Annotated in this window: 21 protein-coding genes; 10 read left to right on the top strand and 11 right to left on the bottom strand. The window is 69.4% G+C overall.

Annotated features, from left to right (window positions below):
* Positions 1 to 36: 36 nt before the first annotated feature.
* The 3 genes from EK403_RS11235 to EK403_RS11225 form a co-directional block, all read right to left on the bottom strand.
* Positions 37 to 4,854 (bottom strand): NAD-glutamate dehydrogenase, encoded by a 4,818-nt coding sequence (locus EK403_RS11235; RefSeq protein ID WP_128777579.1) that lies wholly within the window; start codon positions 4,852 to 4,854, stop codon positions 37 to 39.
* Positions 4,855 to 4,878: 24 nt separating this feature from the next.
* Positions 4,879 to 5,793 (bottom strand): tRNA glutamyl-Q(34) synthetase GluQRS, encoded by a 915-nt coding sequence (gene gluQRS, locus EK403_RS11230; RefSeq protein WP_128777578.1) that lies wholly within the window; start codon positions 5,791 to 5,793, stop codon positions 4,879 to 4,881.
* A gap of 147 nt (positions 5,794 to 5,940) precedes the next feature.
* Positions 5,941 to 7,344, bottom strand: a complete 1,404-nt coding sequence (locus tag EK403_RS11225) for a glutamine synthetase family protein (protein ID WP_128777577.1) — start codon at positions 7,342 to 7,344, stop codon at positions 5,941 to 5,943.
* Between the two features lie 412 nt (positions 7,345 to 7,756).
* On the opposite strand from EK403_RS11225, the gene EK403_RS11220 reads away from it, so the two are divergent.
* The 4 genes from EK403_RS11220 to EK403_RS11205 all read left to right on the top strand — a co-directional run bounded on the left by EK403_RS11220 (position 7,757) and on the right by EK403_RS11205 (position 11,965).
* Positions 7,757 to 8,836: a polyamine ABC transporter substrate-binding protein gene (locus EK403_RS11220; RefSeq protein ID WP_206659531.1), complete on the top strand. Its 1,080-nt coding sequence runs from the start codon at positions 7,757 to 7,759 to the stop codon at positions 8,834 to 8,836.
* A 33-nt stretch (positions 8,837 to 8,869) separates the two neighbouring features.
* On the top strand, positions 8,870 to 10,036 hold the full coding sequence (locus tag EK403_RS11215; protein WP_128777575.1) for an ABC transporter ATP-binding protein: 1,167 nt from the start codon (positions 8,870 to 8,872) through the stop codon (positions 10,034 to 10,036).
* A 178-nt stretch (positions 10,037 to 10,214) separates the two neighbouring features.
* Positions 10,215 to 11,147 carry an ABC transporter permease gene (locus EK403_RS11210; RefSeq protein WP_128777574.1) on the top strand — a complete coding sequence of 311 codons (933 nt, stop codon included), beginning with the start codon at positions 10,215 to 10,217 and terminating at the stop codon, positions 11,145 to 11,147.
* The gene (locus tag EK403_RS11205) at positions 11,144 to 11,965 is read left to right on the top strand and encodes an ABC transporter permease subunit (RefSeq protein ID WP_128777573.1); all 822 of its coding nucleotides are present in this window, start codon (positions 11,144 to 11,146) and stop codon (positions 11,963 to 11,965) included. Before EK403_RS11210 ends, EK403_RS11205 begins: the two co-directional genes overlap by 4 nt.
* Positions 11,966 to 12,154: 189 nt before the next feature.
* Here EK403_RS11205 and EK403_RS11200 read toward each other — a convergent pair whose 3' ends face one another.
* Positions 12,155 to 13,885, bottom strand: a complete 1,731-nt coding sequence (locus EK403_RS11200) for an AsmA family protein (RefSeq protein ID WP_128777572.1) — start codon at positions 13,883 to 13,885, stop codon at positions 12,155 to 12,157.
* A gap of 134 nt (positions 13,886 to 14,019) precedes the next feature.
* On the opposite strand from EK403_RS11200, the gene EK403_RS11195 reads away from it, so the two are divergent.
* A complete protein-coding gene (locus EK403_RS11195) occupies positions 14,020 to 15,984 on the top strand; it encodes an acetoacetate--CoA ligase (RefSeq protein WP_128777571.1) in 1,965 nt (654 codons plus the stop codon).
* A gap of 289 nt (positions 15,985 to 16,273) precedes the next feature.
* On the opposite strand, the gene EK403_RS11190 is transcribed toward EK403_RS11195, so the two are convergent.
* From EK403_RS11190 to fabA, 5 genes are all read right to left on the bottom strand, one after another.
* On the bottom strand, positions 16,274 to 17,266 hold the full coding sequence (locus tag EK403_RS11190; RefSeq protein ID WP_128777570.1) for a Bug family tripartite tricarboxylate transporter substrate binding protein: 993 nt from the start codon (positions 17,264 to 17,266) through the stop codon (positions 16,274 to 16,276).
* Positions 17,263 to 18,549, bottom strand: coding sequence for a beta/alpha barrel domain-containing protein (locus EK403_RS11185; protein WP_128777592.1), 1,287 nt, complete (start codon positions 18,547 to 18,549; stop codon positions 17,263 to 17,265). Before EK403_RS11185 ends, EK403_RS11190 begins: the two co-directional genes overlap by 4 nt.
* 150 nt (positions 18,550 to 18,699) lie before the next feature.
* Complete coding sequence (fabI, locus tag EK403_RS11180; protein ID WP_128777569.1) at positions 18,700 to 19,530, bottom strand: enoyl-ACP reductase FabI; 831 nt, start codon at positions 19,528 to 19,530, stop codon at positions 18,700 to 18,702.
* Positions 19,531 to 19,714: 184 nt separating this feature from the next.
* Positions 19,715 to 20,932, bottom strand: a complete 1,218-nt coding sequence (fabB, locus tag EK403_RS11175) for a beta-ketoacyl-ACP synthase I (RefSeq protein ID WP_128777568.1) — start codon at positions 20,930 to 20,932, stop codon at positions 19,715 to 19,717.
* 67 nt (positions 20,933 to 20,999) lie between these two features.
* Positions 21,000 to 21,524, bottom strand: a complete 525-nt coding sequence (gene fabA / locus EK403_RS11170; RefSeq protein ID WP_128777567.1) for a 3-hydroxyacyl-[acyl-carrier-protein] dehydratase FabA — start codon at positions 21,522 to 21,524, stop codon at positions 21,000 to 21,002.
* A gap of 239 nt (positions 21,525 to 21,763) precedes the next feature.
* Between fabA and EK403_RS11165 the strand changes: the two genes are divergently transcribed.
* The 3 genes from EK403_RS11165 to EK403_RS11155 all read left to right on the top strand — a co-directional run bounded on the left by EK403_RS11165 (position 21,764) and on the right by EK403_RS11155 (position 23,328).
* Positions 21,764 to 22,210, top strand: coding sequence for a DMT family transporter (locus EK403_RS11165; RefSeq protein WP_128777566.1), 447 nt, complete (start codon positions 21,764 to 21,766; stop codon positions 22,208 to 22,210).
* A 174-nt stretch (positions 22,211 to 22,384) separates the two neighbouring features.
* On the top strand, positions 22,385 to 22,870 hold the full coding sequence (gene irr, locus EK403_RS11160; RefSeq protein ID WP_128777565.1) for a Fur family transcriptional regulator Irr: 486 nt from the start codon (positions 22,385 to 22,387) through the stop codon (positions 22,868 to 22,870).
* A gap of 74 nt (positions 22,871 to 22,944) precedes the next feature.
* Positions 22,945 to 23,328: a GFA family protein gene (locus EK403_RS11155; RefSeq protein WP_128777564.1), complete on the top strand. Its 384-nt coding sequence runs from the start codon at positions 22,945 to 22,947 to the stop codon at positions 23,326 to 23,328.
* Positions 23,329 to 23,358: 30 nt separating this feature from the next.
* Here the strand turns inward: EK403_RS11155 and EK403_RS11150 are convergent, their stop codons facing one another.
* Positions 23,359 to 23,919, bottom strand: a complete 561-nt coding sequence (locus EK403_RS11150; protein WP_128777563.1) for an SH3 domain-containing protein — start codon at positions 23,917 to 23,919, stop codon at positions 23,359 to 23,361.
* A 171-nt stretch (positions 23,920 to 24,090) separates the two neighbouring features.
* Here EK403_RS11150 and EK403_RS11145 point away from each other — a divergent pair, with 171 nt between their 5' ends.
* On the top strand, positions 24,091 to 25,086 hold the full coding sequence (locus EK403_RS11145) for a 2-hydroxyacid dehydrogenase (protein WP_128777562.1): 996 nt from the start codon (positions 24,091 to 24,093) through the stop codon (positions 25,084 to 25,086).
* A 197-nt stretch (positions 25,087 to 25,283) separates the two neighbouring features.
* Positions 25,284 to 25,646, top strand: a complete 363-nt coding sequence (locus tag EK403_RS11140; protein ID WP_206659530.1) for a hypothetical protein — start codon at positions 25,284 to 25,286, stop codon at positions 25,644 to 25,646.
* Between the two features lie 135 nt (positions 25,647 to 25,781).
* On the opposite strand, the gene EK403_RS11135 is transcribed toward EK403_RS11140, so the two are convergent.
* A partial coding sequence (locus EK403_RS11135; RefSeq protein ID WP_245479641.1) for a HesA/MoeB/ThiF family protein occupies positions 25,782 to 26,533 on the bottom strand: 752 nt, incomplete at its 5' end.

The raw sequence follows: 26,533 nt of genomic DNA, 5'->3' as shown, positions 1-26,533 counted from the left end.
CGAGGCCGGGACACGGGCCCGGCGCTCGTCCAGCGCTCACCCCGTCTCGCGCGCCAGATCGGCGAGCAGGCTGGCGGCGACCGAAAGTCTCGCGAGCGTGAGGCCGGAGCCGGCGATCTCATGAACCGCGCGGCGCACCCGGGGGGCGTCGAGCGAAGCTTCGGTCCAGGCGGCGACGGCCTCCGGCCCGAAGGCGCCGGGCGACGCGGCAAGCGCCGCGACCGCGATGGCGCGCGCCGCGACGCCGATCTGGTCGAGCGCGCGATCAAGGGCGAGACGGTCGTAATGATCGCCGGCCGTGACGTTGAGCGCGGCCTGGATGACCTTGCCGAGCTCGAAATGATCCGCCACGGCGAACAGCGTCGCGGCAGCCTCGCCGATCGGGCGGCCGGTCCTTTCCGCCGTCAGCACGGCGTCGGGCGCGCCCTCGAGCGCGAGCAGGGCCGACAGCTTGAAGGCTAGGCCCTCGGGCAGGCCTGCCTTGACGAACTCCTCGGCCCGCGCGGCGCGGCGGGTCGCGACCTCCTCGCCAAGCGCGGCGTCGAGCCCGTCGCGGATCTCCATGATGGGGGGACGGAAGCGTTCGATGACGCGTTCGAGGCCCGCCGAGAAATCGACATTGCGCAGGAACCACACCATGCGGTGGATCATCAGGTCGCGCACGGCGGCGTAGAGATCGAGCTGCAGCGCGCCGGGGATCTTGGCGTCAAGCGCGTCGATCTCGGCGTTGAGCTCGTCGAAGCCGAAGGCGTCGCGCGCGACCGCGAAGGCTGCGGCGATGCGGTCCGGGCTCGCGCCGGTCTGGTCGGCGAGGCGCACGACGAGCGCCGGGCCGCCGCGGTTGATGACGGCGTTGGCCGCGACGGTGGCGATGATCTCGCGCCTCAACCTGTGGCCCGCAATCTCGCCTGCGAAGCGCTCGCGCATCAGGCTCGGGAAGTAGCCCACGAGATCGCGCGCCATGTAGGGGTCGTCGGGCAGGGCGCTTTCGAGCAGGTCGTCGAACAGCGCGATCTTGGCCCAGGCGAGCAGCACCGCGACCTCCGGCCGCGTCAGCGGGTCTCCGGAGCGCGCCCGCTCGGTCAGAGCGGCGTCGTCGGGCAGGATCTCGACCGCCCGGTCGAGCAGCTTCCGCGCCTCGAGCGCCTGCATCAGGCGCATCTGGAAGCCCGCCTCCTCGAAGCCGCCGCCGGTCGCGAGCGAGATCGCGAGCGTCTGGTCGTAATTGTTGGCGAGCACGAGGTCGGCGACCTCGTCCGTCATCTCGGCCAGGATGCGGTTGCGCTCGTCGAGCTTCAGCGCGCCGTCGCGCAGCGGGCTCGAGAACGCGATCTTGATGTTGACCTCGACATCCGAGGTGTTGACGCCGGCCGAGTTGTCGATCGCGTCGGAGTTGATGCGCACGCCGCGGCGCGAGGCCTCGATGCGGGCCTTCTGGGTGACGCCCAGATTGGCGCCTTCGCCCACGACCTTGACGCGCAGCTCCGGCGGCGTGACGCGGATAGCGTCATTGGCGCGGTCGCCGGCTTCCTCGTCGCTCTCGGTCGCGGCGCGGACGTAAGTTCCGATGCCGCCGAACCAGAGCAGGTCGGCGGGCGCCTTGAGGATCGCGTTCATGACCTGCTGGGGCGTCGCCGACCGCCGGTCGAAGCCGAGCGCGGCGCGCGCTTCTTCCGAGAGCGGGACGGCCTTCAGCGCCCGCGAGAAGACGCCGCCGCCCTTCGAGATCTTCGCCTTGTCGTAGTCCTGCCAGCTCGAGCGGCCGAGGCCGAACAGGCGCTTGCGCTCCGCGAAGCTCGAGGCGGGGTCGGGGTCCGGGTCGATGAAGATGTCGCGGTGGTCGAAGGCGGCGACGAGCTTGATCGCCGGCGACAGCAGCATGCCGTTGCCGAACACGTCGCCCGACATGTCGCCGACGCCCACCACCGTGAAGGGCGTGGTCTGGATGTCGACGTCCATCTCGCGGAAGTGGCGCCTGACGGCCTCCCACGCTCCCCGCGCGGTGATCCCCATGCCCTTGTGGTCGTAGCCCGCGGAGCCGCCGGACGCGAAGGCGTCGCCGAGCCAGAAGCCGCGCGCTTCCGCGATGCCGTTGGCGACATCCGAGAAGGTCGCGGTGCCCTTGTCGGCCGCGACCACCAGATAGGGGTCGTCGCCGTCGTGCCGCACGACGTCGGCGGGGGGAACGAGGTCGTCGCGCGACAGGTCGTCGGTGACGTCGAGCAGCGCGTTGATGAAGGTCTTGTAGGCCTCCGTGCCCTCCGCGAACCAGGCCTCGCGCGGGCCTGCGGGCAGCTGCTTCGGCACGAAGCCGCCTTTGGCGCCGACCGGAACGATGACGGCGTTTTTCACTTGCTGGGCCTTCACGAGGCCGAGCACCTCGGTGCGGAAGTCCTGCGGGCGATCGGACCAGCGCAGGCCGCCGCGCGCCACCTTGCCGAAGCGCAGATGGACGCCCTCGACGCGCGGCGAATAGACCGAGATCTCGTAGAGCGGGCGCGGGGCCGGCAGGCCCTCCACCTTGGCCGATTCGAGCTTGAACGCGAAGGTCGGCTTGACCCGCCCGTCCTTGCCCGTCTGGAAGAAATTGGTGCGCAGCGCCGCGCGGATGAGGTTGAGGAAGCGGCGCAGGATCGTGTCCTCGTCGAGGCTCTCGACCGCCTGCAGATCCTCCTCGATCCCGGCCGCGATCGCGGTTTCCGCCTGCTCGCGGCCCGCTTCCGCGCGGGGGTCGAAGCGGGCGTAGAACAGCTGGACCAGCTTCGCCGCGATCCCGGCGTGCCGGGACAGGGTCGTCCACATATAGTCCTGGTCGTAAGGAACCCGCGCCTGGCGCAAATAGCGCGAGAGCGCGCGGATCAGCGCGACGTCGCGCCAGCCGAGCCCGGCCTCGAGCGCAAGCGCGTTGTAGCCGTCGCTCTCGGCGTCGCCGTTCAGCACCGCGATCAGCAGCGCCTCCAGCCGGTCGTCGAGATCGGCTGTGAGCTCGATCGACGAGCCGCCGGCCCGCTCGAGCGTCATGTCGTGTATCCACACGCGGGCGTCGCGCGGCCGGTCCTCGCGATCGACCCGGTAGGTGCGCTCGTCGATCACCCGGAAGCCCATGTTCTCGAGCATCGGCACCCGGCGCGAGAGCGGGATCGGCGCGCCGTGCGAGAACACCTTGAGGCGGGTCTCGGCTTCGTGCGTCCGGCGGTAGAAGTCGATGCCGAAGGCGCGGTCGGGACGCAGCTTCTCGATGTGGCCGATGTCGATCACGGCCTCGGCCGGGCTCATGCGCGCCTCGTAGGCGCGGCCGAAGGCCTGGCCGTAAGTGTGCGCCAGGGCCCGCGCCTTCTGGCCGGACATCGCTCCCGCGAGCGCGATCCGGAGCTGGTCGGCCCAGGTGCGGACCAGCGCGCCGAGCTCGGCGTCGAGCGTCTCGCCGTCGACCGGCGGAACCTCCCTGTTCTCGAGCCCGATGACGAAGTGGACGCGCGCCAGCGGCCCCTCAGGGAAGCTTGGATAATAGGCCGTGACATGGCCGCCGAAGCGCTCGGCCAGGTGCTCGCCGATCTTGACGCGGACGTTCGAGTCGTAGCGCTCGCGGGGCACGTAGACGAGCGCCGACAGGAAGCGTCCGAAACCGTCGGGCCTGATGAGCGCCTTCAGGCGCGGCCGCTCGTAGAGCGCCAGGATCTCCATCGCCGTGTCGAACAGCGTGTCGACGTCGGTCTGGAACAGCTCGTCGCGCGGATGGGTCTCGAGCACGGTCGCCAGCGCTTTGCCCGAATGGCTGTCGGGGTCGAAGCCCGCGCGTTCGGTGACGAGCGCCGCCTTGCGGCGGATCAGCGGCGTCGCGCGCACCGGCCGCGTGAAGGCGCCCGCCGTGAACAGCCCGACGATCCTGAGCTCGCCCTTCAGCCTTCCCTCGTCGTCGAAGCGCTTGACTCCGACATAGTCCATATAGAGCCGGCGAAAGACCTTCGACTTCACGCTCGCCTTGGTGACGATCAGCGGCTTTCTCTCATGCAGGAAGGCGCGAATCTCGGGCGTGATGTTGACCAGCTCGCCGCCGCGGCGGAGCACCTTGGCGGCTGGATCGCGCAGCGCGCCGAGCCCGGTGTCGGAGACCTGCTCCAGCCAGTCGTCGTCGCCGTCGCCCTGCAGAGCGTATTCGCGCGCGCCGAGGAAGATGAAGTCGCTCGTCGTCAGCCATTCGAGGAACTGAACGGCCTCGGCGATCTCCTCCACCGGCAGCGGCGGCGGGGCCTCCTTGAAGGCCGCGACCGCGGCCCTCGCGGCCGCCTCCATGCCGTCTCGATCCTCGGTCGCGGCGCGGACTTCGGCGAGCACGACGTCGAGCGCGTCGACCAGGGACGCGCGCTCGGTCTCGTCGTCGATGCGGTCGATATGGAGATGGATGAGGCTCTCGCGCGGCGCGTCCTCGAACTCGGCGCGGTCGGCGTCCCCGCGGAACGCCGTCAGCGCGCCGTCGGCGTCGCGCTCGACGTTCAGGATCGGATGCGCGACCAGGCGGACCTGAAGGTTGCGGTCGGCGAGCTCGGCCAGCACGCTGTCGAGCAGATAGGCCATGTCGTCATTGACGATCTCGAGCACGGTGACGTCGCCCGCGCCGCCGAAATCGTGATCGGAGAGGCGGATGTCGTGCGCGTCGAGCGTCCGGCGGGAGAGATGCGACCAGGCGCCCTGCGCGAGCGCCGCCAGCGCGGCCGGGGAGTAGGGCGAGAGGTCGACGACGGCCGTGCGGCCGAACAGCGCTTCGACGAAATCGGCCGGCGGCCCGTCGGCTGCGCCGGCCCGTCGCGCCGCCTCGCCGATCAGGGTCGCGCGCGTCGCTTCGGCGTCGGACATCGCTTCCTCCCCAGGGCGGCCTTTTCAACGGCCGGGGATAGGGAAATCGGCCTGTGCCGACGATTTCAAGACATCGCCGCTCAAAAGCGCGTCGGCGGCGGCGAGCGCGTTTGCGCGCGTCCAGCCTGAGTCCCTGAGCGAGCGGATCGACGGCGAGCCGCGCGTCTTGGCGAGCTTTCGTCCCTCCTCGTCCGAGACAAGGGCGTGATGGCGGTAGATCGGCTCGGGCAGGCCGAGCAGCCTTTGCAGCAGCCGGTGGACCGAGGTCGCATGAAACAGGTCCTGCCCGCGGACCACGTGGGTGACGCCCTGCAGCGCGTCGTCGACCGTCACGGCGAGGTGGTAGCTCGTCGGAATGTCCTTGCGCGCGAGGATGACGTCGCCCCAGTCGGCGGGGCGCGCGAGGACAAGGTCCATCTCGCTGCTCGGGCCTTCGCCCGTCTCCCGCCAGCCGAGCGGTTCGGGGCCGATGGCCGCCAGCGCCTTGCGCATGTCGAGCCGAAGCGCCGAGCGGGTCTCGGCTGGGCCGGCCTCCGCGCCGTCGATCGGATGGCGTGGGGCGCCGTCGGGGTCACGCGGCCATGGGCGGCCGGACGCGCGCTCGGCGCGCTCGACGGCGGCCGCCACGTCCGCCCGGGTGAGGCGGCACGGATAGATCAGGCCCTTCTCCGAGAGCGCGGCAAGCGCCGCCGCGTAGTCGTCGAGATGCTCGGACTGGCGGCGGACCTCGCCGTCCCATTCAAAGCCGAGCCAGGCGAGGTCTTGCTCGATCGCGGCGACATGTTCGGGGCGGGAGCGGACCGGGTCGATGTCCTCGATCCTCAGCAGAACGCGCCCGCCTGCCTCGGCCGCGGCGCGCCAGACGCAGAGCGCCGACAGCGCATGGCCGAGATGGAGGTGACCGGTCGGGGACGGCGCGAAGCGGAAGACGGGGGGCATGTCGGCCAGTTAGCCTGCCGTAGGCGACGCCTCCGTCATGCCCGCGCCTTCGCGCGGGTATCCACGACTTGACCGTGAGGCTCGACGATCGAAGTCGTGGATACCCGGCTTCGCCGGGCATGACGGTCGAGGTTTAAGCGCCTCACCTCACACATTCAGCAGCAGATACTCCCGCTCCCATGGCGAGATCACGCGCATAAAAGTCTCGAACTCGGCGCGCTTGATCGCCCCGTAGGTCGCCATGAAGGTCCTGCCGAAGACGTCCTGCAGCGGCTCGCAGTTCTCGAAGGTCGAGACCGCCTCGAGCAGGCCGCGCGGCAGGTCGTAGTCGAGGCCGTGGGCCGAGCCCTCGATCGGCTGGGTCGGCGCGAGGCCCTCGGCCATGCCGAGATAGCCGCAGGCGAGCGAGGCCGCGATCGCGAGATAGGGGTTGGCGTCGGACGACGGCACCCGGTTCTCGACGCGCCGCGCCTCGGGGCCCGAGGGCGGCACGCGGATGCCCGTCGTGCGGTTGTCGTAGCCCCACTGGACATTGATGGGCGCTGAGGATTGCCGGGTCAGCCGCCGGTAGGAGTTCACGTAAGGCGCGAGCACGCACATCACCGTCGGCAGATATCTCTGCGTCCCGCCGAGGAAGGCGAAGAACTCCTGCGAGGGCTTGCCCTGCTCGTCGGAAAAGATGTTGCGGCCGGTCTTGGCGTCGCGCACCGACTGGTGGATGTGCATGGCGGAGCCGGGCTGGTTGGCGATCGGCTTCGCCATGAAGGTCGCGTACATATTGTGCTTGAGCGCGGCCTCGCGGATCGTGCGCTTGAACAGGAACACCTGGTCGGCCAGTTCGAGCGGCGCGCCGTGGCGGAGATTGATCTCCATCTGCGCCGCGCCCTCCTCGTGGATCAGCGTGTCGATCTCGAGCCCTTGCGCCTCCGAGAAGGCGTAGATGTCCTCGAACAGCTCGTCGAACTCGTTGACGGCCGAGATCGAATAGGACTGGCGGCCGGTCTCGGGCCGCCCCGAACGGCCGATCGGCGGCTCCAGCGGGTAGTCCGGATCGGTGTTGGGCTTGACCAGGTAGAACTCGATCTCCGGGGCCACGACCGGGGCCCAGCCGCGATGCGAATAGAGGTCGATGACGCGCTTGAGCAGCTGGCGCGGCGAGACCTCGACCGGCCTTCCGTCGCGATGGAAGGCGTCGTGGATGATCTGGCCCGTGGGATCGGAGGCCCAGGGCACGACGGACAGCGTCGACCAGTCGGGCTCCAGCACGACGTCGGCGTCGGTCGGGTCGCCGCCGCCCGGCTCGTCCTCGTCGGCGTAGCCGCCCGCGATCGTCTGGTGGAAGATCGAGGACGGCATGTTCATGGTCGGCGACTGGAAGAACTTCTGCGCCGGCATGATCTTGCCGCGCGCCACGCCCGCCTGGTCGGGCGCCAGGCATTCAAGCTCCTCGATGCCGCGTTCGTCGACCCATTCGCGCGCCGCCTCGAGGTCGGCCGCGCCGCGTCTGTCGGCGATCTGTTCGCGCAGGCCGGCCCGCTTCTTCTTGCTCATTTGTCCGCTCGTCCGCGTCGCGCGCGTCGGGCTCCGGCGCGGCGCGCAGGGCTCGATGGACGCCGACCCGAGCCGGCATGGATGTCGCTGGCGCCCCGTCCGGGACGGACGACAGGCGCGAGTGGCGGGGGCGCTCCCGGATCGGGTCTGGGAGGTTTCGGCGACAGCGTCCCCTCGGACGGGACTTCGCCCGTCCGGCGCCGGCCGAACGAGCCGGGCCGGACAAGCCTGCCTGAGGCCAGCGGCCAAATCAATCCGGCCCGCGCCGCAGGCGCCGGCGCCGCGGAATTGGGCGTGGGCGTCAGTTGTGCGCGCCGCGAGGCGGCGCTAGCCTCTCGCGTCCGCTCCCGCGACGGGTCGGGAGAGCGAGGGGTTTTCGGGGATGACGAACGGTTTCCGGACGAACGGTTTGATGGCCGCCTGCGTCGCGGCGCTCGGTCTCGCGCTCGGCGTGGGCCAGGCCCTGGCCAAGGAGGTCAGGGTCTACAACTGGTCGGACTATATCGACGACCAGATCCTCAAGGACTTCGAGGCCGAGACCGGCATCAAGGTCGTGTACGACGTCTTCGATTCGAACGAGATCCTCGAGACCAAGCTGCTGACCGGCAAGACCGGCTACGACGTCGTGGTGCCGTCCGCGACCTTCCTATCGCGCCAGATCAAGGCCGGCGTGTTCCAGAAGCTCGACAAGTCGAAGCTGCCGAACCTGTCGAACGCCTGGCCTGAGATCTACCAGCGCATCGCCAAATACGACCCTGACAACGCCTACTCGATCAACTACATGTGGGGCACCACGGGCATCGGCTACAACGTCGCCAAGATCAAGAAGGCGTTCCCCGACGCGCCGCTCGACAGCTGGAAGCTGGTCTACGATCCCGAGAACCTGAAGAAGCTCAAGGGCTGCGGCGTCATGTTCCTCGACAGCCCCGAGGACCTGATGCCCTCGGTGCTGGTCTATCTCGGCATGTCTCCCGACTGGTCGAACGTCAAGAACGTCGAGAAGGCGGCCGAGCATCTCGCCAAGCTCAAGCCCTACATCACCAAGTTCCACTCCTCCGAATACATCAACGCGCTGGCCAACGGGAACATCTGCGTGACGGTCGGCTATTCGGGCGACATCCTGCAGGCGAAGAGCCGCGCCGAGGAGGCCGGCAAGGGCGTCGAGGTCGCGTATTCGATCCCGAACGAGGGCGCCCAGCTCTGGTTCGACCAGATGGCGATCCCCGCGGACGCGCCGAACCTGGAGGAGGCCTACGCCTTCCTGAACTACATGCTGAAGCCCGAGGTCGCGGCCAAGGCGTCGAACTTCGTGCAATACGCCAACGGCAACCTGAAGTCCCAGGAGTTCCTCGACAAGGAGGTCAAGGACAACCCCGAGGTCTATCCGTCGCCGGAGGTGTTCGCGAAGCTCTACACCATGCCGACCATCGAGGATTCGAAGATCCAGCGCGCGCTCACCCGGGCGTGGACCAAGGCGAAGAGCGGGCGGTGAGGATGGCGTAACGCGTCGTCGGCCGCGCCGCCCATGGCGCAGAAACCCGCACAGAAGGCCCTCGGACCGATCCGGCGCTCCTTCGCGCCGTGGCTCGATCCCTCGGCCGTCCCGCTCATCCGCTTCGAGAAGGTCGTCAAGAAGTTCGGCGACTTCACCGCGGTCGACGACGTCTCGCTCGACATCCACCAGCGTGAGTTCTTCTCGCTGCTCGGCCCGTCGGGCTGCGGCAAGACCACGCTGATGCGGATGCTGGCGGGCTTCGAGCAGCCGACCTCCGGCCGCATCCTGCTCGCGGGCCAGGACCTCGCCGGCACGCCGCCCTACCGGCGGCCGGTCAACATGATGTTCCAGTCCTACGCGCTGTTCCCGCATATGACGGTCGAGCAGAATGTCGGCTTCGGGCTGAAGCAGGACGGGCTGCCGAAGCCCGAGATCGCGGACCGCGTGAAGGAGATGCTCAAGCTCGTGAAGCTCGAGCCCTTCGCGACCCGCAAGCCCCATCAGCTGTCCGGCGGCCAGCGGCAGCGCGTGGCGCTCGCCCGCTCGCTCGCCAAGCGTCCCAAGGTGCTGCTGCTCGACGAGCCGCTCGGCGCGCTCGACAAGAAGCTGCGCGAGGAGACCCAGTTCGAGCTCATGGACCTGCAGATGGAGCTCGGCCTGACCTTCCTGATCGTGACCCACGACCAGGAGGAGGCCATGACGGTCTCCGACCGCATCGGGGTGATGAACCACGGCAAGCTGGTGCAGGTCGCCACGCCCGGCGACATCTATGAGCAGCCGAACTGCCGCTACGTCGCGGACTTCATCGGCAACATCAACCTGTTCGAGGGGACGGTCGCGGGTTCGGGCGGCGGCGAGGTCCGGATCTCGGGAGAAGATCCGGCGGGCGATTTCGTCGCCGCGAGCGACGCCGGGCTCGAGGCGGGCGCCAAGGTCACGCTTGCGGTGCGCCCCGAGAAGATGCGGATCTCGATCGAGGCCCCGCCGGCCGACGCCCGGAACGTGCTCAAGGGCGAGGTCTGGGACATCGCCTATATGGGCGACTGGACCGTTGTGCTGGTGAAGATCGACGGCTCCGAGAAGGTGGTGCGGGTGAGCCGCGCCAACATGACCCGCACCGAGGCCCAGCCGATCGCCTGGGACGACCGCGTCCATGTCTGGTTCGCGCCGGACGCCGGCGTGGTGCTGACGTCGTGAGCGGGGGGCGGGGGCGTCAGTCGCGCCATGTCCCGGCCTTGAGCCGGGACCCATTGGGCGCGGCCGCCTCGGAAAGAACGCCGCCGGCGCCGCATCGCCGTTCCGCCGCTGCGGACGATGGGTCCCGGCTCAAGGCCGGGACATGGGCGTGGCGGTTCGCGGCGCTGGAGCGCCGGCCATGACCGACGCCGCGCTTCCCGCGCGCGACGGCGCGAGCGTCTGGCGGCGGCGGGCTCTGATCGCGGTCCCCTATCTCTGGCTGCTGGTGCTGTTCCTGGCGCCGTTCTTCATCGTCCTGAAGATCTCGCTGTCCGACACCGTCATCGCCCAGCCTCCCTACGAGCCGGTGCTCGACCTCGCCAATGGCTGGCAGGGCGTCAAGGACTGGTGGGCCGGGCTCGATCTCGAGAATTACGGGCTGCTGTTCGAGGACGAGATCTACTGGCGCTCCTATCTGTCGAGCCTCAAGATCGCGGCGATCTCGACGTTTCTCGCGCTGCTCATCGCCTATCCGATGGCCTATGGCATGGCGCGCGCGCCCAAAAGCTTGCGGCCGACGCTGCTGATGGCCGTGATCCTGCCGTTCTGGACATCGCTGCTGATCCGCGTCTACGCGTGGATCGGCATCCTCAACCCCGAGGGGCTGCTCAACCAGCTGCTTCTCGGCGTCGGGCTGATCTCCGAGCCGCTCTACATCATGAACACCGAGACGGCGGTCTATATCGGGATCGTCTACTCCTACCTGCCCTTCATGGTGCTGCCGCTCTATTCGAGCCTCGAAAAACTCGACGACACGCTGCTCGAGGCTGCGGCGGACCTCGGCTCGCCGCCCTGGAAGTCGTTCTGGCAGATCACCTTCCCGCTGTCGCTGCCGGGCGTGATCGCGGGCTGCTTCCTGGTGTTCATCCCGGCGGTCGGCGAGTTCGTGATCCCGGACCTGCTTGGCGGCTCCGAGACGCTGATGATCGGCAAGACGCTCTACAACGAGTTCTTCCTGAACCGCGACTGGCCGGTCTCCTCGGCGCTCGCCGTGCTGCTGCTGCTCGTCCTCGTGGTGCCGATCGCGCTCTACAACAACATCCAGGCCCGCGAACTGGAGGCCGCGAAGTGACCCGCGGCCTCTCTCCGTTCAACATCGTGTCGCTGACCTTCGGCTTCGCGTTTCTCTATTTGCCGATCGTCCTGCTGGTGATCTACTCGTTCAACGACAGCCAGCTGGTCACCGTCTGGGGCGGGTTCTCGACCCGCTGGTACGTCTCGCTGTTCCACAACCAGCAGCTGCTGGAGGCCGCCTGGGTGACGATCCGGGTCGGCGTCGTCTCGGCGACGCTCGCGACCGTGCTCGGGACGCTCGCGGCTCTCACTTTGGTCAGGATGGGGCGGTTCCGCGGGCGGACGCTGTTCTCCGGAATGGTCTATGCGCCGCTGGTGATGCCCGAGGTCATCACCGGCCTCTCGATGCTGCTGCTGTTCGTCGCGATCGGGCTCGACCGCGGCTTCGTCACGCTGACGCTCGCGCACATCACCTTCTCGATGTGCTTCGTCGCGGTCGTGGTGCAGTCGCGGCTCCTGTCCTTCGACCGCAGCCTCGAGGAGGCGGCGCTCGACCTCGGATGCACGCCGGCCCGGACCTTCTTCGTCATCACCCTGCCGATCATCGCGCCCGCGATCGTCTCCGGCTGGATGCTGGCCTTTACGCTGTCGATCGACGACCTGGTGATCTCGCAGTTCACCACCGGCCCCGGCGCGACGACGCTGCCGATGCGGATCTACTCGTCGGTCAGGCTGGGGGTGAAGCCGGAAATCAACGCGATCTGCTCGATCCTGATCGCGATCGTGACCACCGGCGTGATCATCGCCTCGATCGCGACCAAGCGCGCCGAGGCCGAGCGGCTCAAGGCGGAGCGGGCGGCGGCCGCGGGGCGCTGACGAGAGCGGCGGCGATCATATCGGGGGCAGGCCGAAGAACCATCGGCGCCGTCATTCCGGGCCTGTCCCGGAATCCATCGCCTCTGGCTGCGCCAAGTCCGTGAACGCGGGGCGAAAATGCATCCCGGGACAAGCCCGGGATGACGGTCGCGTTTCAGCGCGTCGACCGGGCGCGGGCTCGCTTCCTGGCTAGCGCACGACGTCCGGAGCGGCCCCGCGCCGCGCCTCGCCGTCCGCCGACTTGCCGGAGAGATTCGGCCGCAACCTTGGGGACGAAAGCGGGCCCTCGACCACGACGGGCAAATCCCAGCCGCCCTTCGCAAGACTCACCGAGCCCGAAAGCTTGATGCGGCGGTCCACCAGCGATGCCGTCCCGGCCAGCGCGAAGCTGGCGTTCGGTCCGACGATCGAGATGTCGTCGGCGCGCGCCACGCCGCCCTCGACCGCCATGCGGATGTCGGCGCGGCTGACCGGCATGCGGCCGCGAAGGCCCGCGAGCGCGAGCGTGCGGCTGCGGCTCGCGCTTTCGAGCGCCCCGTCGGCGAGATGGCCGGAGGCGCGTCCCTTCAGCCCGGCGACCAGCCCGGCGACGGAGGTCCCGACGCTCTCGACGGCCAGATCCGCGTTGACGGAGCCTTCGATCGGCGGTTTGGCCAAGAGCTCGGCGAGGGTGTTCTCGACCATCACGCCGGTCGCCGCGCCTTCGAGGCGCAGCCGCGTCTCGGCGCCCTTCGGCTCGAGCGACAGCCGCCCGCCGATCACGCCGCCATAAGCCGCCGCCTCGCCGATCGACAGATCGAGGCCGCCATTGGCGACCAGCATGGTGGCCGCGGTCTCGCCCAGCCTGAGGCCGCCGAACTCGAGCGCCTCCGCGGACAGGCGGAGGTCGAGCGACCAGCCTCTCAGCCCGTCGAGATCGATCGCCGCCTCGCTCCAGCTTCCGTCCGGCTCGCCGAGACGGGGCGAGAGCGTCGCGGCGAAGGGGGTCAGGTCGAGGTCGCCGGCGTCGAGCGTCGCCTCGACGGCCGGCTGGCCGTTGACGCTGGTCAGCCGGCCGGCGCCGAGGAAGCTGCGGCCCGCGAGATCGATCTCGGCGTTGGAGATCTGCAGCCCGTCGGCGTCGAGGCCGCCGCGGCCCGCGAAGGACGCGCTCCACTGCGACGCGCCCCGTCCTGCGGCGCGCGCTCCGAGCCAGTCCAGCGCGTCCGCAAGCGAGGCGGCGCGGGCGCTGATCTCGCCCGTAAGGCGAGGGGAGGCGACGCCGATCGCGTCGCCGTCGAACATCACGCGCAGGCCGCCGCCTTCGAGGCGGGCGCGGAACGGCGCCCGCTCGCCGCGCCCGAAGGCCGCGAGATCGGCGAGCTGGAGGGTGGCTTCCACGGGCCGGCCGCCGAGCCGCCCATAGCCCGAAAAGGCGAGCGGGCCGCCGTCGCGCGGCCAGGCGAGCCCGGCTTCGACGCGATCGACGGCGCGGCCGCCCCAGCCGAGCCGGCCGTCCGCGATCCGGATCGAGGGCGCATGGCCGACGCCTTTCCGCGCCTGCAGCGCCGCCAGGACGTCCGCATAGGGCAGGCGGTCGAGCGCGATCTGGGGCTCCGACAGGGTGATCTCGCCGAGTTCGACCCGGCCGAGCAGAAGGGCGGGGAGCCTCAGCGCCCCGACGAGCTCGCGGGCGACCGCGAAGGGCGGCTCGCCGCGGCGCGCGAAGCTCACGCCGTCGACGCGCAGACGCGGGCTCGGAAACAGCGACACCGTCGCCGCGCCATTGGCCGCGACCGAGAGGCCGGTGGCGTCCCGCAGGCCGCCGATCAGCCGTTCGCCCGCGTCGTCGACCGACACGCGTGAGAGCGCGACGGCGCCGGACGCGGCCGCGAGCGCAACCGCCGCTGCGAGACCGAACAGAATGCGGCGCGTCGACATAAGCCTCCGGCGGCGCCGGCTCGAGCCTGCGCCATGACAAGCGGACAGGCCGCGCTTATACCGCACCGCAACGCTTGTTCCAAACGCGCCGCATGCGCGCCAAACTCTCGTCCCCGCCCGAGCGAGGCAAAACCATGACCGACAAGAGCGACGCCCCGCTCTGGACCCCGTCGCCCGACCGCGTCGCCGGAAGCGCGATGGCGCGCTTCGCGAAGGTCGCGGGCGAGCGCGCCGGACGACCGCTCGACGGCTTCCGCGCGCTGCACGCCTGGTCGATCGAGGATCGGGAGGCGTTCTGGGACCTGGTCTGGGATTTCTGCGGAATCGTTGGAGAAAAGGGCGGCCGGACGCTCGAAAACGGCGACGCGATGCCGGGCGCGCGCTTCTTCCCCGAGGCGCGGCTGAACTTCGCCGAGAACCTGCTGAGGCGCTCAGGCGACTGCGACGCCATCGTCTTCAAGGGCGAGGACAAGGCCGCGGCGCGGCTCTCCTGGGACGAGCTTCGCGCGCTGGTCTCGCGCATCCAGCAGGCGCTCGTCGCGGCCGGCGTCGGCGAGGGCGACCGCGTGGCCGCGATGCTGCCGAATCGCCCCGAGACCGTCGCCTTCATGCTCGCGACCGCCTCGATCGGCGCGATCTGGTCGTCCTGCTCTCCGGATTTCGGCGAGCGCGGCGTGCTGGACCGCTTCGGCCAGATCGAGCCCAAGGTCTTCGTGACCGTCGACGGCTACTGGTATGCGGGCAAGCGCATCGAGATCGCGGCCAAGCTCAAGCCGATCGTCGACCAGCTGACGAGCGTCCGGAAGACGGTGGTGATCTCCTATCTCGGCGCGGCCGACGAGGTCGCGGCGGGCCTGCGAGACGCCGTCGCGCTCGACGCCTTCCTCGACGGCTTCGAGGCGAAGGAGCTCAGCTTCGAGCGCCTGCCCTTCGGGCATCCGCTTTATGTGATGTTCTCGTCCGGCACCACGGGCGTTCCGAAATGCATCGTGCATTCGGCCGGCGGCACGCTCATCCAGCAGCTCAAGGAGCATGTGCTCCATTGCGACGTCGGCGAGGGCGACCGCGTGTTCTACTTCACGACCTGCGGCTGGATGATGTGGAACTGGCTGGTGGCGGGCCTTGGCGCCGGCGCGACGCTGCTGCTCTATGACGGCTCGCCCTTCCACCCGACGCCCGCCGTGCTGTTCGACTTCGCGGACGAAGAGGCCATGACGTTCTTCGGGACCTCGGCCAAGTGGATCGACGGGGTGAAGAAGCAGGGGCTGAGGCCGCGCGAGACCCACAGCCTGAAGACCGTCCGCGCCATGGCCTCGACCGGCTCGCCGCTCGCGGAGTCGAGCTTCGACTGGGTCTATGAGGCGGTGAAGCCGGACATGCAGCTCGCCTCGATCTCGGGCGGAACCGACATCTGCTCCTGCTTCGTGCTGGGCAACGCGATGGAGCCGGTCTGGCGCGGCGAGATCCAGGGGCCGGGGCTCGGCCTCGCCATCGCGACGCTCGACGACGACGGAAAGCCGCTCGCCCGCGGCAAGGGCGAGCTCTCCTGCGTCAAGGCGTTCCCGGCGATGCCGATCGGCTTCTGGAACGACCCGGACGGCGAAAAGTACCGCGCGGCCTATTTCGACCGCTTCCCGAACGTCTGGGTCCATGGCGACTTCGCCGAATGGACCGAACATGGCGGGATCATCATCCATGGCCGTTCGGACGCGACTCTCAACCCCGGCGGGGTGCGCATCGGCACCGCCGAGATCTACGCCCAGGTCGAGAAGATGGAGGAGATCGTCGAGGCGCTCTGCATCGGCCAGGAGCATGACGGCGACGTGCGCGTCGTGCTGTTCGTGCGGCTGAAGGAGGGCGCGGCGCTCGACGACGACCTCGTGAAGCGGGTGAAGCTGAAGATCCGCGAAGGCGCCTCGCCGCGCCACGTGCCGGCCAAGGTGGTGGCGGTCGCCGACATCCCGCGCACCAAGTCCGGCAAGATCGTCGAGCTCGCGGTGCGCGAGGTGGTGCATGGAAGGCCGGTGAAGAACAAGGAGGCGCTGGCGAACCCCGAGGCGCTGGACCTGTTTGCGGGGCTGGAGGAGTTGAAGGGCTAGCGCGCAGGCGCGGGCCTCCTCCACCATGCTTCGCATGGTCCCCCTCCTCCGCAAGCGGAGGAGGATCCGAAGCGGCGCCGTGGCTGATCCTCCCCTGCCGAAGGCGGGGGAGGGGGACCGCGAAGCGGTGGAGGGGGCCGGCGGCGCCTTCTCCGAGCCGGCGAGCCCACCGGTCGTCATCCCGGACGCGGCCGTCAGGCCGCGAGCCGGAATCGCGCGCCGAAAGGAGCGCTTGATCCCGGGCACGATCCCGGCGCTCCGCCGCTCCGGCCGGGATGACGCGCTGCCTCTACTCGATCTTCGCCCCCGAAATCCGCACCAACTCCTTCCACATCGGGTTCTCGTCCGCGATGCGCTTTTCGAGGTCGGCGGGGGAGGCGTCGACCACCGGGGTGAAGCCGGCGGGCTCGAGCCTGGCCTTGACCTGCGGGTCCGCGACCGCCTCTGCGAGCGCGTCGGCGAGCTCGGTCCGGCGGTCGTCCGACAGGCCCTTCGGGCCCGCCACCGCGTACCAGGTCTGGACGTCGACCTCGCCGAGGCCGAGATCGGCGAGCTCCTTCATCGAGGGGACTTCGGGGAAGGCCGCGATGCGCTCGCGCGAGCCGACCGCGAGCGCGACGAGCTTGCCGTCCTTCACATGCGGGGCGAGCGCCGGGATGACGTCGAACATGATCTCGACCACGCCGCCCAAGAGGTCGACCAGCGCCGGGCCGCCGCCCTTGTAGGGCACATGGACGATCGAGGCGCCGGACTTCGCCTTCACGAGCTCGATCCCGAGATGGCTGATCGTGCCGACGCCGGACGAGCCCATGCGGACCTGGTCCGGATTGGCCTTCGACCAGGCGATCAGGTCGCGGAAGCTCTTCCAGCCGCGCTCCTTCGCGACGTCGGCCTTCGCCACGCACAGGATCGTGCCGGTCGCGACCCGGCTGATCGGCGCGAGGTCCCTGTCCGGGTCGTAGGGCAGGGAGGCGTAGAGATACTTGTTGACGATGAGCTGCGTGACGTTGAGCACGCCGAGCGTCGTTCCGTCGGGTTCGGCCTTGGCGAGCGCCGCGACGCCGATCGAGCCGCCCGCCCCGCCACGATTCTCGACCACGACCTGGCCGCCGAGCCGCGGTCCGAGCTTTTCGGCGAGGATGCGGCCCAGGATATCGACGGCGCCGCCGGGCGGGTAGGGAACGATCAGCGTCGTGGTCTGGGCCAGAGCCGGCAGGGCCGAGAGCGTCGCGACGGCGGCTGAGCCGGCGAGCAGCGCCCGGCGGTCGATGCGAAGCGTCATGCGGGCCTCTCCTTCGCTGAAAGCTTCAGGAACTCGCGGCCGACCTTGACGAGGTCGAAGGCGCGCCAGCCGCCTTCTCCATCCGGCAGCTCGTAGCGCACGATGTCGGCGCTCGCGTAGGAGCGGGAGAGCCGCGCGGGGATGAACGAGCCCGTCCCCACGACGTCGACCGGCGCCGAGAGGTTGCCGAACACGCGGCATTTCAGCGTGTCGAAGCCCGAAGAGACGACGATGCGCGGCTCCTTGAAGCCGGAATCGTCGAGCGCCTTGCGGAAGAAGATGACGGCCGCCGCCGTCACGCCGGTTCCGAACAGGAACTTGTCGCGCACCTCGTCCGAGCTCATGCCGTCGAGCTCGTCGAGCTCGAAGCCCGCGAGCGCGAGCTTGGCGACCTCGCCCGGCGTGTGTCGGTGGGTCCATTTCAGCAGCGTCCGGACGCTCTCGTCCCAGTCGAGCCCCTCAAGGTGGCGGCCGCCATGGGTGTCGAGCCGGAAGGCCAGCGTCTTGCCCTGTTCGGCAGGTCCGCCCGCGCCGTAGAACCAGCGGCAGACCGCGAGCGCGTCCGAGACCTCGCGGCCGTCATAGTCGTTGAGGACGGTGTAGCGCTGTTCGTCCGGAAACTGCGCGACATAGAGCTTCGCGGCCTCGAGCGTGGCGCTCTCCGTCGCCGGGTCGCGGCCTTCGGCGAGCATCCGCGCCTTGGCGTAGCCGATGAGCGAATGCGGCATGGTGCCGAGGCCGTGGGTCCCGCCATAGAGCGGCGCCGCGATGTTCGTCGATGTCCCGACGAACCCCTTGGCGCCCATCAGGCGCGCGGTGCGCGAGCCGACCGCCGCCCCATAGGAGCAGGCGAGATGCATGTCGTCGCCGCTCGTGTGGCGCGCCTCCATGGCCAGGAACTCGGCCTCGGGCAGCGCGCGGCACATCGAGAACGCGTTGTAGGCCGAGACGCAGGGGAAGCCGACGCGCTGCAAGAGCAGCGTCTCGAGCGGCGACAAAGCGGCGAGCGAGCCGGCCACATAGGCCATCGGCTTTCCCGAGGCGAGCAGCGTGCCCTCGGGCGCGACCCGCGTCACCTCGAGCGGTATCGCGGCGTCCTTCGGATAAAGCGCCTCAAGCGTCTCGATCGCGCGGTCGATCGCCACCACGGCGTCGGAGCGCAGGAACAGCGCATAGGTGACCCGCGCGTCGCCATGCGCCGCGACGATCTCGGCGGTCTTGGCGAAGTAGGCGTCGGTGCGGTCGGCGACGAAGGAGGGGGCGGGGTCGGACGTTTCGGGCACCGGGCGCGGAAACTCCACCTCATGTCCCGGCCTTGAGCCGGGACCCGTGAACGCGATGCGCCGAAGATAGGGCGCGGCGTCCAAGCCGTCTTCCCGCAGGCGATGGATGTGTCCCGGCTCAAGGCCGGGACATGGCCGCGGCGCCTGCCGTCAGCTCTCCTCGACCTTGGCCTCCGCGGCGTCGATGGTCTTGAGGGCGCCGGGATGCGGCATCGAGATGATGTTGTAGCCGGAATCGACGAAATGGATCTCGCCGGTCACGCCGGCCGAGAGATCCGACAGCAGATAGAGCGCGGCGCCGCCGACGTCCTCGATGGTGACGGGGCGGCGGAGCGGCGAGTGGCGGCGCTGGAAGTCGTACATCAGCCTTGCGTCCGCAATGCCGGCGCCCGCGAGCGTCCGGACCGGCCCGGCCGAGATCGCGTTCACGCGGATCCCCTGGGGGCCGTAATCGGCCGCCAGGTACCTCACGCTCGCCTCGAGCGCGGCCTTGGCGACGCCCATGACGTTGTAGTTCGGCATCACGCGGGTCGCGCCGCCATAGGTCATCGTCAGCATCGCGCCGCCGTCCGGCATCATTTCGGCCGCGCGCTTCGCGAGCTCGGTGAAGGAGAAGGCCGAGATCACCATGGTGCGGGAGAAGTTCTCGCGCGTGGTGTCGGCGTAGCGGCCCTTCAGTTCGTTCTTGTTCGAGAAGCCGATGGCGTGGATCAGGATGTCGAGCCCGCCCCACTTCTCCTTGAGCGTGGCGAACACGGCGTCGACCGAGGCTAGGTCCTCGACGTCGCAGGGCAGCACGATGTCGGAGCCGAGCTTCTCCGCGAGCGGCCGCACGCGCTTGCCGAGCGCCTCGCCCTGATAGGTGAAAGCGAGCTCGGCGCCGGCCTGGCTGAGCGCCTTGGCGCAGCCCCAGGCGATCGAATGGTCGTTGGCCACGCCCATCACGAGGGCGCGCTTGCCCGAGAGAAGTCCGGCGACCATGGGGGTCCTTCCTTGCGATCGGGGACGTTCGACTGCGCCGTCGATCCCATCCTCAGTCGTCATCCTCCGGCTCGAGCGGAGGATCCAGCTTCAGCGTAGAGCGCTTCCGGCCGAATTCGAGCCGGCGGACCGATGGGTCCTCCGGTCGAGCCGGAGGACGACGAGGCGTTCTGCGTCCGGAGCCTCACCCGTTGAAGCGTTCGAACACCAGCGTGGCGTTGGTGCCGCCGAAGCCGAAGGAGTTCGACATCACGGCGTCGAGCGTCACGTCGTCCTCGCGCTCGCGCAGGATCGGCATGTCGCTAAACGCCGGGTCGAGCTCCTCGATGTTCGCGCTCTCGGCCATGAAGCCGTTCTGCATCATGAGCAGCGAATAGATCGCCTCCTGCACGCCCGCCGCGCCGAGCGAATGGCCGGTGAGCGACTTGGTGGCGGAGATCGGCGGGCACTTTGTCCCGAACACCTCCCTCAGCGCCTCGATCTCCTTGAGGTCGCCGACCGGGGTCGAGGTCGCGTGCGGGTTGACATAGGCGATCGGGTTCCTGGCGGTCGCCATCGCTTGTCTCATGCAGCGCACCGCGCCCTCGCCCGAGGGCGCCACCATGTCGTAGCCGTCCGAGGTCGCGCCGTAGCCGGTGAGCTCGGCGTAGATCTTGGCGCCGCGGGCCTTGGCGTGCTCGAGCTCCTCGAGCACCACCACGCCGGCGCCGCCCGCGATCACGAAGCCGTCGCGGTCCTTGTCATAGGCGCGGCTCGCGACCGCGGGCGTGTCGTTGAAGTGGCTCGACATCGCCCCCATCGCGTCGAACAGCACGGAAAGCGTCCAGTCGAGCTCCTCGCAGCCGCCCGCGAACATCAGATCCTGCTTGCCGTACTGGATCATTTCGGCGGCGTTGCCGATGCAGTGCGCCGAGGTCGAGCAGGCAGAGGAGATCGAGTAGTTGACGCCCTTGATCTTGAACCAGGTGGCGAGCGTCGCCGAGGCCGTGGAGGACATCGCCTTCGGGACCGCGAACGGGCCCACCCGCTTCGGTCCCTTCTCGCGGGTGATGTCGGCGGCCTCGACCACGGTCTTGGTCGAGGGGCCGCCCGAACCCATGATGATGCCGGTCCGCTCGTTCGAGACGTCGCTGTCCTCGAGCCCCGAATCGCGGATCGCCTGGTCCATCGCCACGTGGTTCCAGGCGGTGCCCCCGGCGTGGAAGCGCATCGCGCGGCGGTCGACGACCTGCGAGGGGTCCAGCGTCGGCGCGCCCTCGACCTGGCAACGGAAGCCGCGCTTGGCGTATTCTTCGGCGAATGAGATGCCGGATTTGGCCTCGCGCAGCGAGGCCACGACCTCTTGGGTCGAATTGCCGATCGACGACACGATGCCCATGCCGGTGACGACGACACGCTTCACGGGGTAAGCCTCCCTCCAGCCTTCGGCGGCCGAACGCGGGCCGTCTGGCGGATACAGTGTTTTTCGATCAGGCGGCCGCCGGAGCGGCGGACTTGAACAGCCCGACCTTCAGGTCGCTCGCCTGATAGATGGTCTCGCCGTCCGCCTGAAGCCAGCCGTCGGCGACGCCGAGCACCAGTTTGCCGCGGATCACCCGCTTCAAGTCGACGCCGTACACGACCTTCTTGACCGTCGGCAGCACCTGGCCGGTGAACTTGATCTCGCCTGTGCCGAGCGCCCGGCCGCGCCCTTCCGCGCCGAGCCAGCCGAGAAAGAAGCCGGTCATCTGCCAGAGCGCGTCGAGGCCGAGGCAGCCCGGCATCACCGGATCGCCTTTGAAATGGCAATCGAAGAACCAGAGGTCGGGCTTCACGTCGAGTTCGGCGCGCACCGATCCCTTGCCCGCCGGGCCGCCGGTCTCGGAAATCTCCGTGATGCGGTCGAACATCAGCATCGGCGGCAGCGGAAGCTGGGCGTTGCCCTCGCCGAACAGTTCGCCGCGGCCGCAGGCCAGCAGGTCCTCATAGGCGAAGCTATAGCGACGATCCGACATCTCGGCCTTTCATCTTTTCGTCACGCGCCGCTCGGAGCGGGCGGCCGCGCGGGCGCCTCCGTAGCACACCTGCGCGATCCCCGGAAAGCGCCCCAGAATCCCTGAATCCCACCGGACGGGACGCGCCGCGCATGGCCGACCCGCGCAGATCGTCAGCGACATCCACGCGCCGCGCATGATGAATTGGCGGGCCCGCAGGCACGAGGCAGATCGTCCAGGACAACAGAAAGGGACATGCGATGGCTGGTTGGCTTCTGCCGGCGATCCTCGCAATGGCGGCCGGCGTCAGCATTGTGGTCCAGCAGGCGCTGAACGCCAATCTGAGGACCGCGCTGAATTCGGCCGCGTGGGCTGGCTTCGTCAGCTATGCGGTCGGAACCGCCTGCATGGCGCTTGTCATCGTGGCCCTGCGCGATCCGACGCCCGCCGTCGCGACCGCCGCGCGGGCTCCCTGGTGGACTTGGGGCGGGGGCGCTTTCGGCGCGCTATTCATCGTGCTCGCGATCCTGCTGATGCCGCAGCTTGGAGCCGCGTCCTTCATCGCCCTGATGATCGCGGGACAGATGCTCTCCTCCGTGGCGTTCGATCATTTCGGCGCGTTCGGGCTCACGCCGCGGCCGCTCGATCTCCCGCGCGTCGCCGGGATCGCCCTGCTGATCGCAGGCGTCGTGCTGATCCGCCGGTAGCTCCTGGCCCGGCCGGCGCCCTGCGGCGCCGCGTCGGTTGCCCGACGCGACTGAAAAAGGTAGTATCTACAACAGTCTCCGGCGATCGACGCCGGGTCCGAAGTCGAAACCTCAAGCGTCCGAGATGTTCGGGCGGATTTTTGTAACGCTTCAAGAAAGACGAAGAGACCGACGATGGCCGAAATGACGACCACCGCCGCGCCTGCCGGGGCCGATCGGGCCATCGACTGCGGACTGCGTCCCTCGCTCTGCGTCGCCCGCGACGTGGGCGCGATGCTGCGCGACTCGGGCCTGCGGCCGACCCGTCAGCGGATCGCGCTCGGCCGCCTGCTCTACGCCAAGGGCGACCGCCACGTCACCGCCGAAATCCTGCACGAGGAGGCGATGCGCGCCCGCGTGCCGGTGTCGCTTGCCACCGTCTACAACACGCTGCATCAGTTCACCGAAGTGGGCCTGTTGCGCGAGCTCGCGATCGACGGGTCGAAGACCTGGTTCGACACCAACGTCACCGAGCACCACCACTTCCTGTTCGAGGACGACAACCGCCTGCTCGACATTCCGGGTCACTCGGTCGCGGTCGCCAGCATGCCCGACCTCCCGGAGGGCATGGAGGTCGCGCGCATCGACGTCGTGGTGCGCCTGAAGCGCAAGGCGGCCTGAGGCCGGGGGGTCATCGCAGCTTTGACGAAGCCGCCTTTCGACGAAGGCGGCTTTTTCGTTTCTGGGAGGCGCATATGGCGAAGGGCGGCTGTCTCTGCGGCGGCGTCCGCTACGAGGCGACGGGCGGGCTCGCCCCGCCTCTCGCCTGCCACTGCTCCCAATGCGCCCGCACCAGCGGCAATTTCGCGGCGATGACCGCCTGCCGGACCGAGGATCTCACGATCGAGCCGTCCGAGACCCTGGCATGGTTCCGCTCGTCGCCCGACGTCGAGCGCGGCTTTTGCGCGCGCTGCGGCGGCAATCTGTTCTGGCGGGCCGCGCCGGGAGACGAGACCTACCTCACGGCCGGCACGCTTGACCGCCCGACGGGACTCAGGCTCGCCGAGCACATCTTCGTCGGCTCCAAGTCGGATTTCTACGACATCGCCGACGGCCTGCCGCAGAAGGACGAATGGTGAGCCGGGGCGGGACGTCGATCCGTGCGCCCCTCAGTCGAAGCGCTCGCCCGGATAGACGCCCCAGAGCCGCTCCTGCTCGATGAAGCCGTCGAAGCCGTCGCCCTCGACCCGGCACCAGTCGCCGTCGCAGCGCCGGACCTCGACCAGCACCTTGGGCTCGAGCCGCGCGCTGGTGCGCTCGTCGGCGCTCGCCTTCACGCGGATCGGCAGCGCCGCCTCCTTGGCCCAGGGCGCGACCAGCGCGGTGCGCCGGCCGGACAGCAGCGAGTGCCACACCCAGCCTTCCGAGCCTTCCGAATCGCGGATGCGTCGCCAGTTGTCGAACTCGGCGGTGATCTCCACCGGCTCGCCGGCGCGGCGATAGACGTAGATCACCGGATAGTCCTTGGTCGGCCCCTGGCGGACGTAGACCTTGCCGGCCTTGAGACTCACGAAGCGCGGCACCGGCAGCCCCGAGACCGGGCCGATCATCAGGCCGGCCTCGCCCTCCTTCACGGCCTGCGCCGCCCCTGGCGCGGGCGACAGCGCGGCGATGAGGGCGAGCGCCGCGGCCGCGAGACCCGCTAGGCGGAAAGGAACAGGGCTTGTCATCGCGCAGGGCGCTCCATCTTTCGTCGCCGTATTGCGTTCCGTCCGTCGTCTGCTAGAGACGGCTCGGATCGCCCGGCCGTCTTCCGGCCGACCTTCTGCGCGAGCATCCACCGTCCGCATTGACGATGGATTAACCGTAAAGCCCGGCCCTCGAGACAAGGTCGCGAAGCCATGAAGAAGCGCCCGCTCGTCGTCGTGACCCGCCGCCTGCCGGACGTCATCGAGACGCGCATGCGCGAGCTGTTCGACGCGCGCCTGAACCACGATGACGAGCCCTTCACGCAGGCGCAGCTGGCCGAGGCGGTGGCGGAAGCGGACGTGCTGGTGCCGACCGTCACCGACCGGATCGACGCGGGCATCCTCTCCAAGGCCGGCGAGAACCTCCGCCTGATCGCGAATTTCGGCAACGGCGTCGACAATATCGACGTCCAGACCGCGATGAATCGCGGCGTCACCGTCACCAACACGCCCGGCGTGCTGACCGAGGACACGGCCGACATGACGATGGGGCTGATCCTGGCCGGCCCCCGCCGTATCGCCGAGGGCGCCCGCGTGGTGCCGGACGAGCAGGAGTGGAACGGCTGGTCGCCGACCTGGATGCTCGGCCGCCGCATCTGGGGCAAGCGGCTCGGCATCGTGGGCATGGGCCGCATCGGCCAGGCGGTGGCGCGCCGCGCCAAGGCCTTCGGCCTGTCGATCCATTATCACAACCGCAAGCGCCTGCCCGCGAGCGTCGAGGACCAGCTCGAGGCGACCTATTGGGAGAGCCTGGACCAGATGCTCGCCCGCATGGACATCGTCTCGGTCAACTGCCCGCACACGCCGGCGACCTACCATCTGCTCTCGGCGCGCCGGCTGAAGCTGCTGAAACGCGACGCCTATGTGGTGAACACCGCCCGCGGCGAGGTGATCGACGAGGGCGCGCTCGCCCGCATGCTGGAGGCAGGCGAGCTCGCGGGCGCGGCGCTCGACGTGTTCGAGAACGAGCCGGCCGTGAATCCGAAGCTCGTGCGGCTCGCCCGACAGAACAAGGTGGTGCTGCTGCCGCATCTCGGCTCCGCGACGCTCGAGGGCCGCGTCGACATGGGCGAGAAGGTCATCGTCAACATCAAGACCTTCATGGACGGACACCGCCCGCCGGACCGGGTGCTGCCCTCGATGCTCTGAGGCGGGCGGCGCCGGCCGCGCCGCAAGCTCTGCGACCCCTCAAAGCTTGTCTGCCGGGCGCCTGCTGCGACGGCCTTGCGCCTTGGAGCAGGCACGCCTCGCTTACGCCCGCCGGCAGCGACGGGGCTTGAATTTTTTCTGGACAGGGGAGAATAAAAAGAGAACAATTTGTGAACTTATAGGAACCGGAGGTCGTGATGCCGCTTCGCTGGACGCTCGTCGCATCTCTTCTCTTCACGGCCGTCGGGGTCTACGGGGCCTCGGCGGCGGAGCTCATCGGCCCGCAGGCGCTGAAGCGCGACTGGTTCGACGGCCGGACCGTCTCGACCGTCGGCCCGCGCGGCGGCAAGTCCGAATTCTCGTTCAAGGCGGACGGCACCCTGACCCGCGTCGGCGGCCGGCAGGGCTCCGCCGCAACGGGCACCTGGAGGCTCGACGAGGACGGCTTCTGCATGACGCTGGGCGATGCCAAACGCGAGAGCTGCTACCTCGCGATCCGCGGCGAGGGCGACGCCATCAGGGTGATGCGCCGCGCCGCGGCGTTCACCTGGACGCGGTGACGGACCGGGCGCGATCCGACCAGAACGAAACGTCATTGCCGGGCCTGACCCGGCAATCCATCTCCTTGGCGAGGAGGATAGATGCCCGGGTTAAGTCCGGGCATGACGGCTGAGCCGGACGGACGCGAAAAGATTCTATCCGAGCGCGGGCGCGCTCCGCGCAGCGTGGATCGACAGATCCCGGATGGTCGGGTTTTGGCCCGTCACGGGGTTCTCCGGGTCCCATTCGTAGCTCAGCGTCTCGAAGCGCATGTCGCGGGCGTCGACCACCAGCAGGCGGCCGACGAGGCCGGTCCCGAAGCCGACGATCTCGCGAACGACCTCGATCGCCATCATCGAGCCCATCAGGCCGGCGAGAGCCCCCAGCACCCCGGCCTCGGCGCAGGACGGCACGGTCCCGGGCGGCGGCGGCTCGGGGAACAAGCAGCGCCATGTCGGGTTCGGCGCGCCGTCCGGCCGTTTCTCATGGGCGCGGATCGTGGTGATGGCGCCGTCGAAGGTTCCGAGCGAGGCGGTGACGAGCGGACGTCTCGCGAGCGCGCAGGCGTCGGCGACGAGATAGCGGGTCGCGAAGCTGTCCGAGCCGTCGGCGACGAGGTCGTAGGCCTCGACCAGCGCCATGGCGTTTGAGGCGTCGAGGCGGACGGCGCGCGGCTCGACCCGCACATGCGGGTTCACGCGTCCGAGGGCCTCGACGGCAGATTCGGTCTTTGGCCGCCCGACGTCCGCGGTCGCATGCAGCACCTGCCGTTGCAGGTTCGACAGCGAGACCTCGTCGTCGTCGACGATCCCGATCGTCCCGACGCCAGCGGCCGCAAGATAGAGCGCGAGAGGGCTGCCCAGACCTCCGGCTCCGACGATCAGAACCCGGGCGGCCTTGAGCTTCT

The organism is Hansschlegelia zhihuaiae, assembly GCF_004103825.1.
Taxonomy (GTDB): Bacteria; Pseudomonadota; Alphaproteobacteria; order Rhizobiales; family Methylopilaceae; genus Methylopila; species Methylopila zhihuaiae.
Note: the sequence above shows the minus strand (reverse complement) of the source record. Positions and strands in the feature narration are given on the sequence as shown.

Excerpts from the sequence above, each read along its gene's own strand:
- EK403_RS11235 (WP_128777579.1), bottom strand. The coding sequence starts at position 4,854 with ATGTCCGACGCCGAAGCGACGCGCGCGACCCTGATCGGCGAGGCGGCG.
- gluQRS (WP_128777578.1), bottom strand. The coding sequence starts at position 5,793 with ATGCCCCCCGTCTTCCGCTTCGCGCCGTCCCCGACCGGTCACCTCCAT.
- EK403_RS11225 (WP_128777577.1), bottom strand. The coding sequence starts at position 7,344 with ATGAGCAAGAAGAAGCGGGCCGGCCTGCGCGAACAGATCGCCGACAGA.
- EK403_RS11220 (WP_206659531.1), top strand. The coding sequence starts at position 7,757 with ATGGCCGCCTGCGTCGCGGCGCTCGGTCTCGCGCTCGGCGTGGGCCAG.
- EK403_RS11215 (WP_128777575.1), top strand. The coding sequence starts at position 8,870 with ATGGCGCAGAAACCCGCACAGAAGGCCCTCGGACCGATCCGGCGCTCC.
- EK403_RS11210 (WP_128777574.1), top strand. The coding sequence starts at position 10,215 with ATGACCGACGCCGCGCTTCCCGCGCGCGACGGCGCGAGCGTCTGGCGG.
- EK403_RS11200 (WP_128777572.1), bottom strand. The coding sequence starts at position 13,885 with ATGTCGACGCGCCGCATTCTGTTCGGTCTCGCAGCGGCGGTTGCGCTC.
- EK403_RS11195 (WP_128777571.1), top strand. The coding sequence starts at position 14,020 with ATGACCGACAAGAGCGACGCCCCGCTCTGGACCCCGTCGCCCGACCGC.
- EK403_RS11190 (WP_128777570.1), bottom strand. The coding sequence starts at position 17,266 with ATGACGCTTCGCATCGACCGCCGGGCGCTGCTCGCCGGCTCAGCCGCC.
- fabI (WP_128777569.1), bottom strand. The coding sequence starts at position 19,530 with ATGGTCGCCGGACTTCTCTCGGGCAAGCGCGCCCTCGTGATGGGCGTG.
- fabA (WP_128777567.1), bottom strand. The coding sequence starts at position 21,524 with ATGTCGGATCGTCGCTATAGCTTCGCCTATGAGGACCTGCTGGCCTGC.
- EK403_RS11165 (WP_128777566.1), top strand. The coding sequence starts at position 21,764 with ATGGCTGGTTGGCTTCTGCCGGCGATCCTCGCAATGGCGGCCGGCGTC.
- irr (WP_128777565.1), top strand. The coding sequence starts at position 22,385 with ATGGCCGAAATGACGACCACCGCCGCGCCTGCCGGGGCCGATCGGGCC.
- EK403_RS11155 (WP_128777564.1), top strand. The coding sequence starts at position 22,945 with ATGGCGAAGGGCGGCTGTCTCTGCGGCGGCGTCCGCTACGAGGCGACG.
- EK403_RS11150 (WP_128777563.1), bottom strand. The coding sequence starts at position 23,919 with ATGACAAGCCCTGTTCCTTTCCGCCTAGCGGGTCTCGCGGCCGCGGCG.
- EK403_RS11145 (WP_128777562.1), top strand. The coding sequence starts at position 24,091 with ATGAAGAAGCGCCCGCTCGTCGTCGTGACCCGCCGCCTGCCGGACGTC.
- EK403_RS11140 (WP_206659530.1), top strand. The coding sequence starts at position 25,284 with ATGCCGCTTCGCTGGACGCTCGTCGCATCTCTTCTCTTCACGGCCGTC.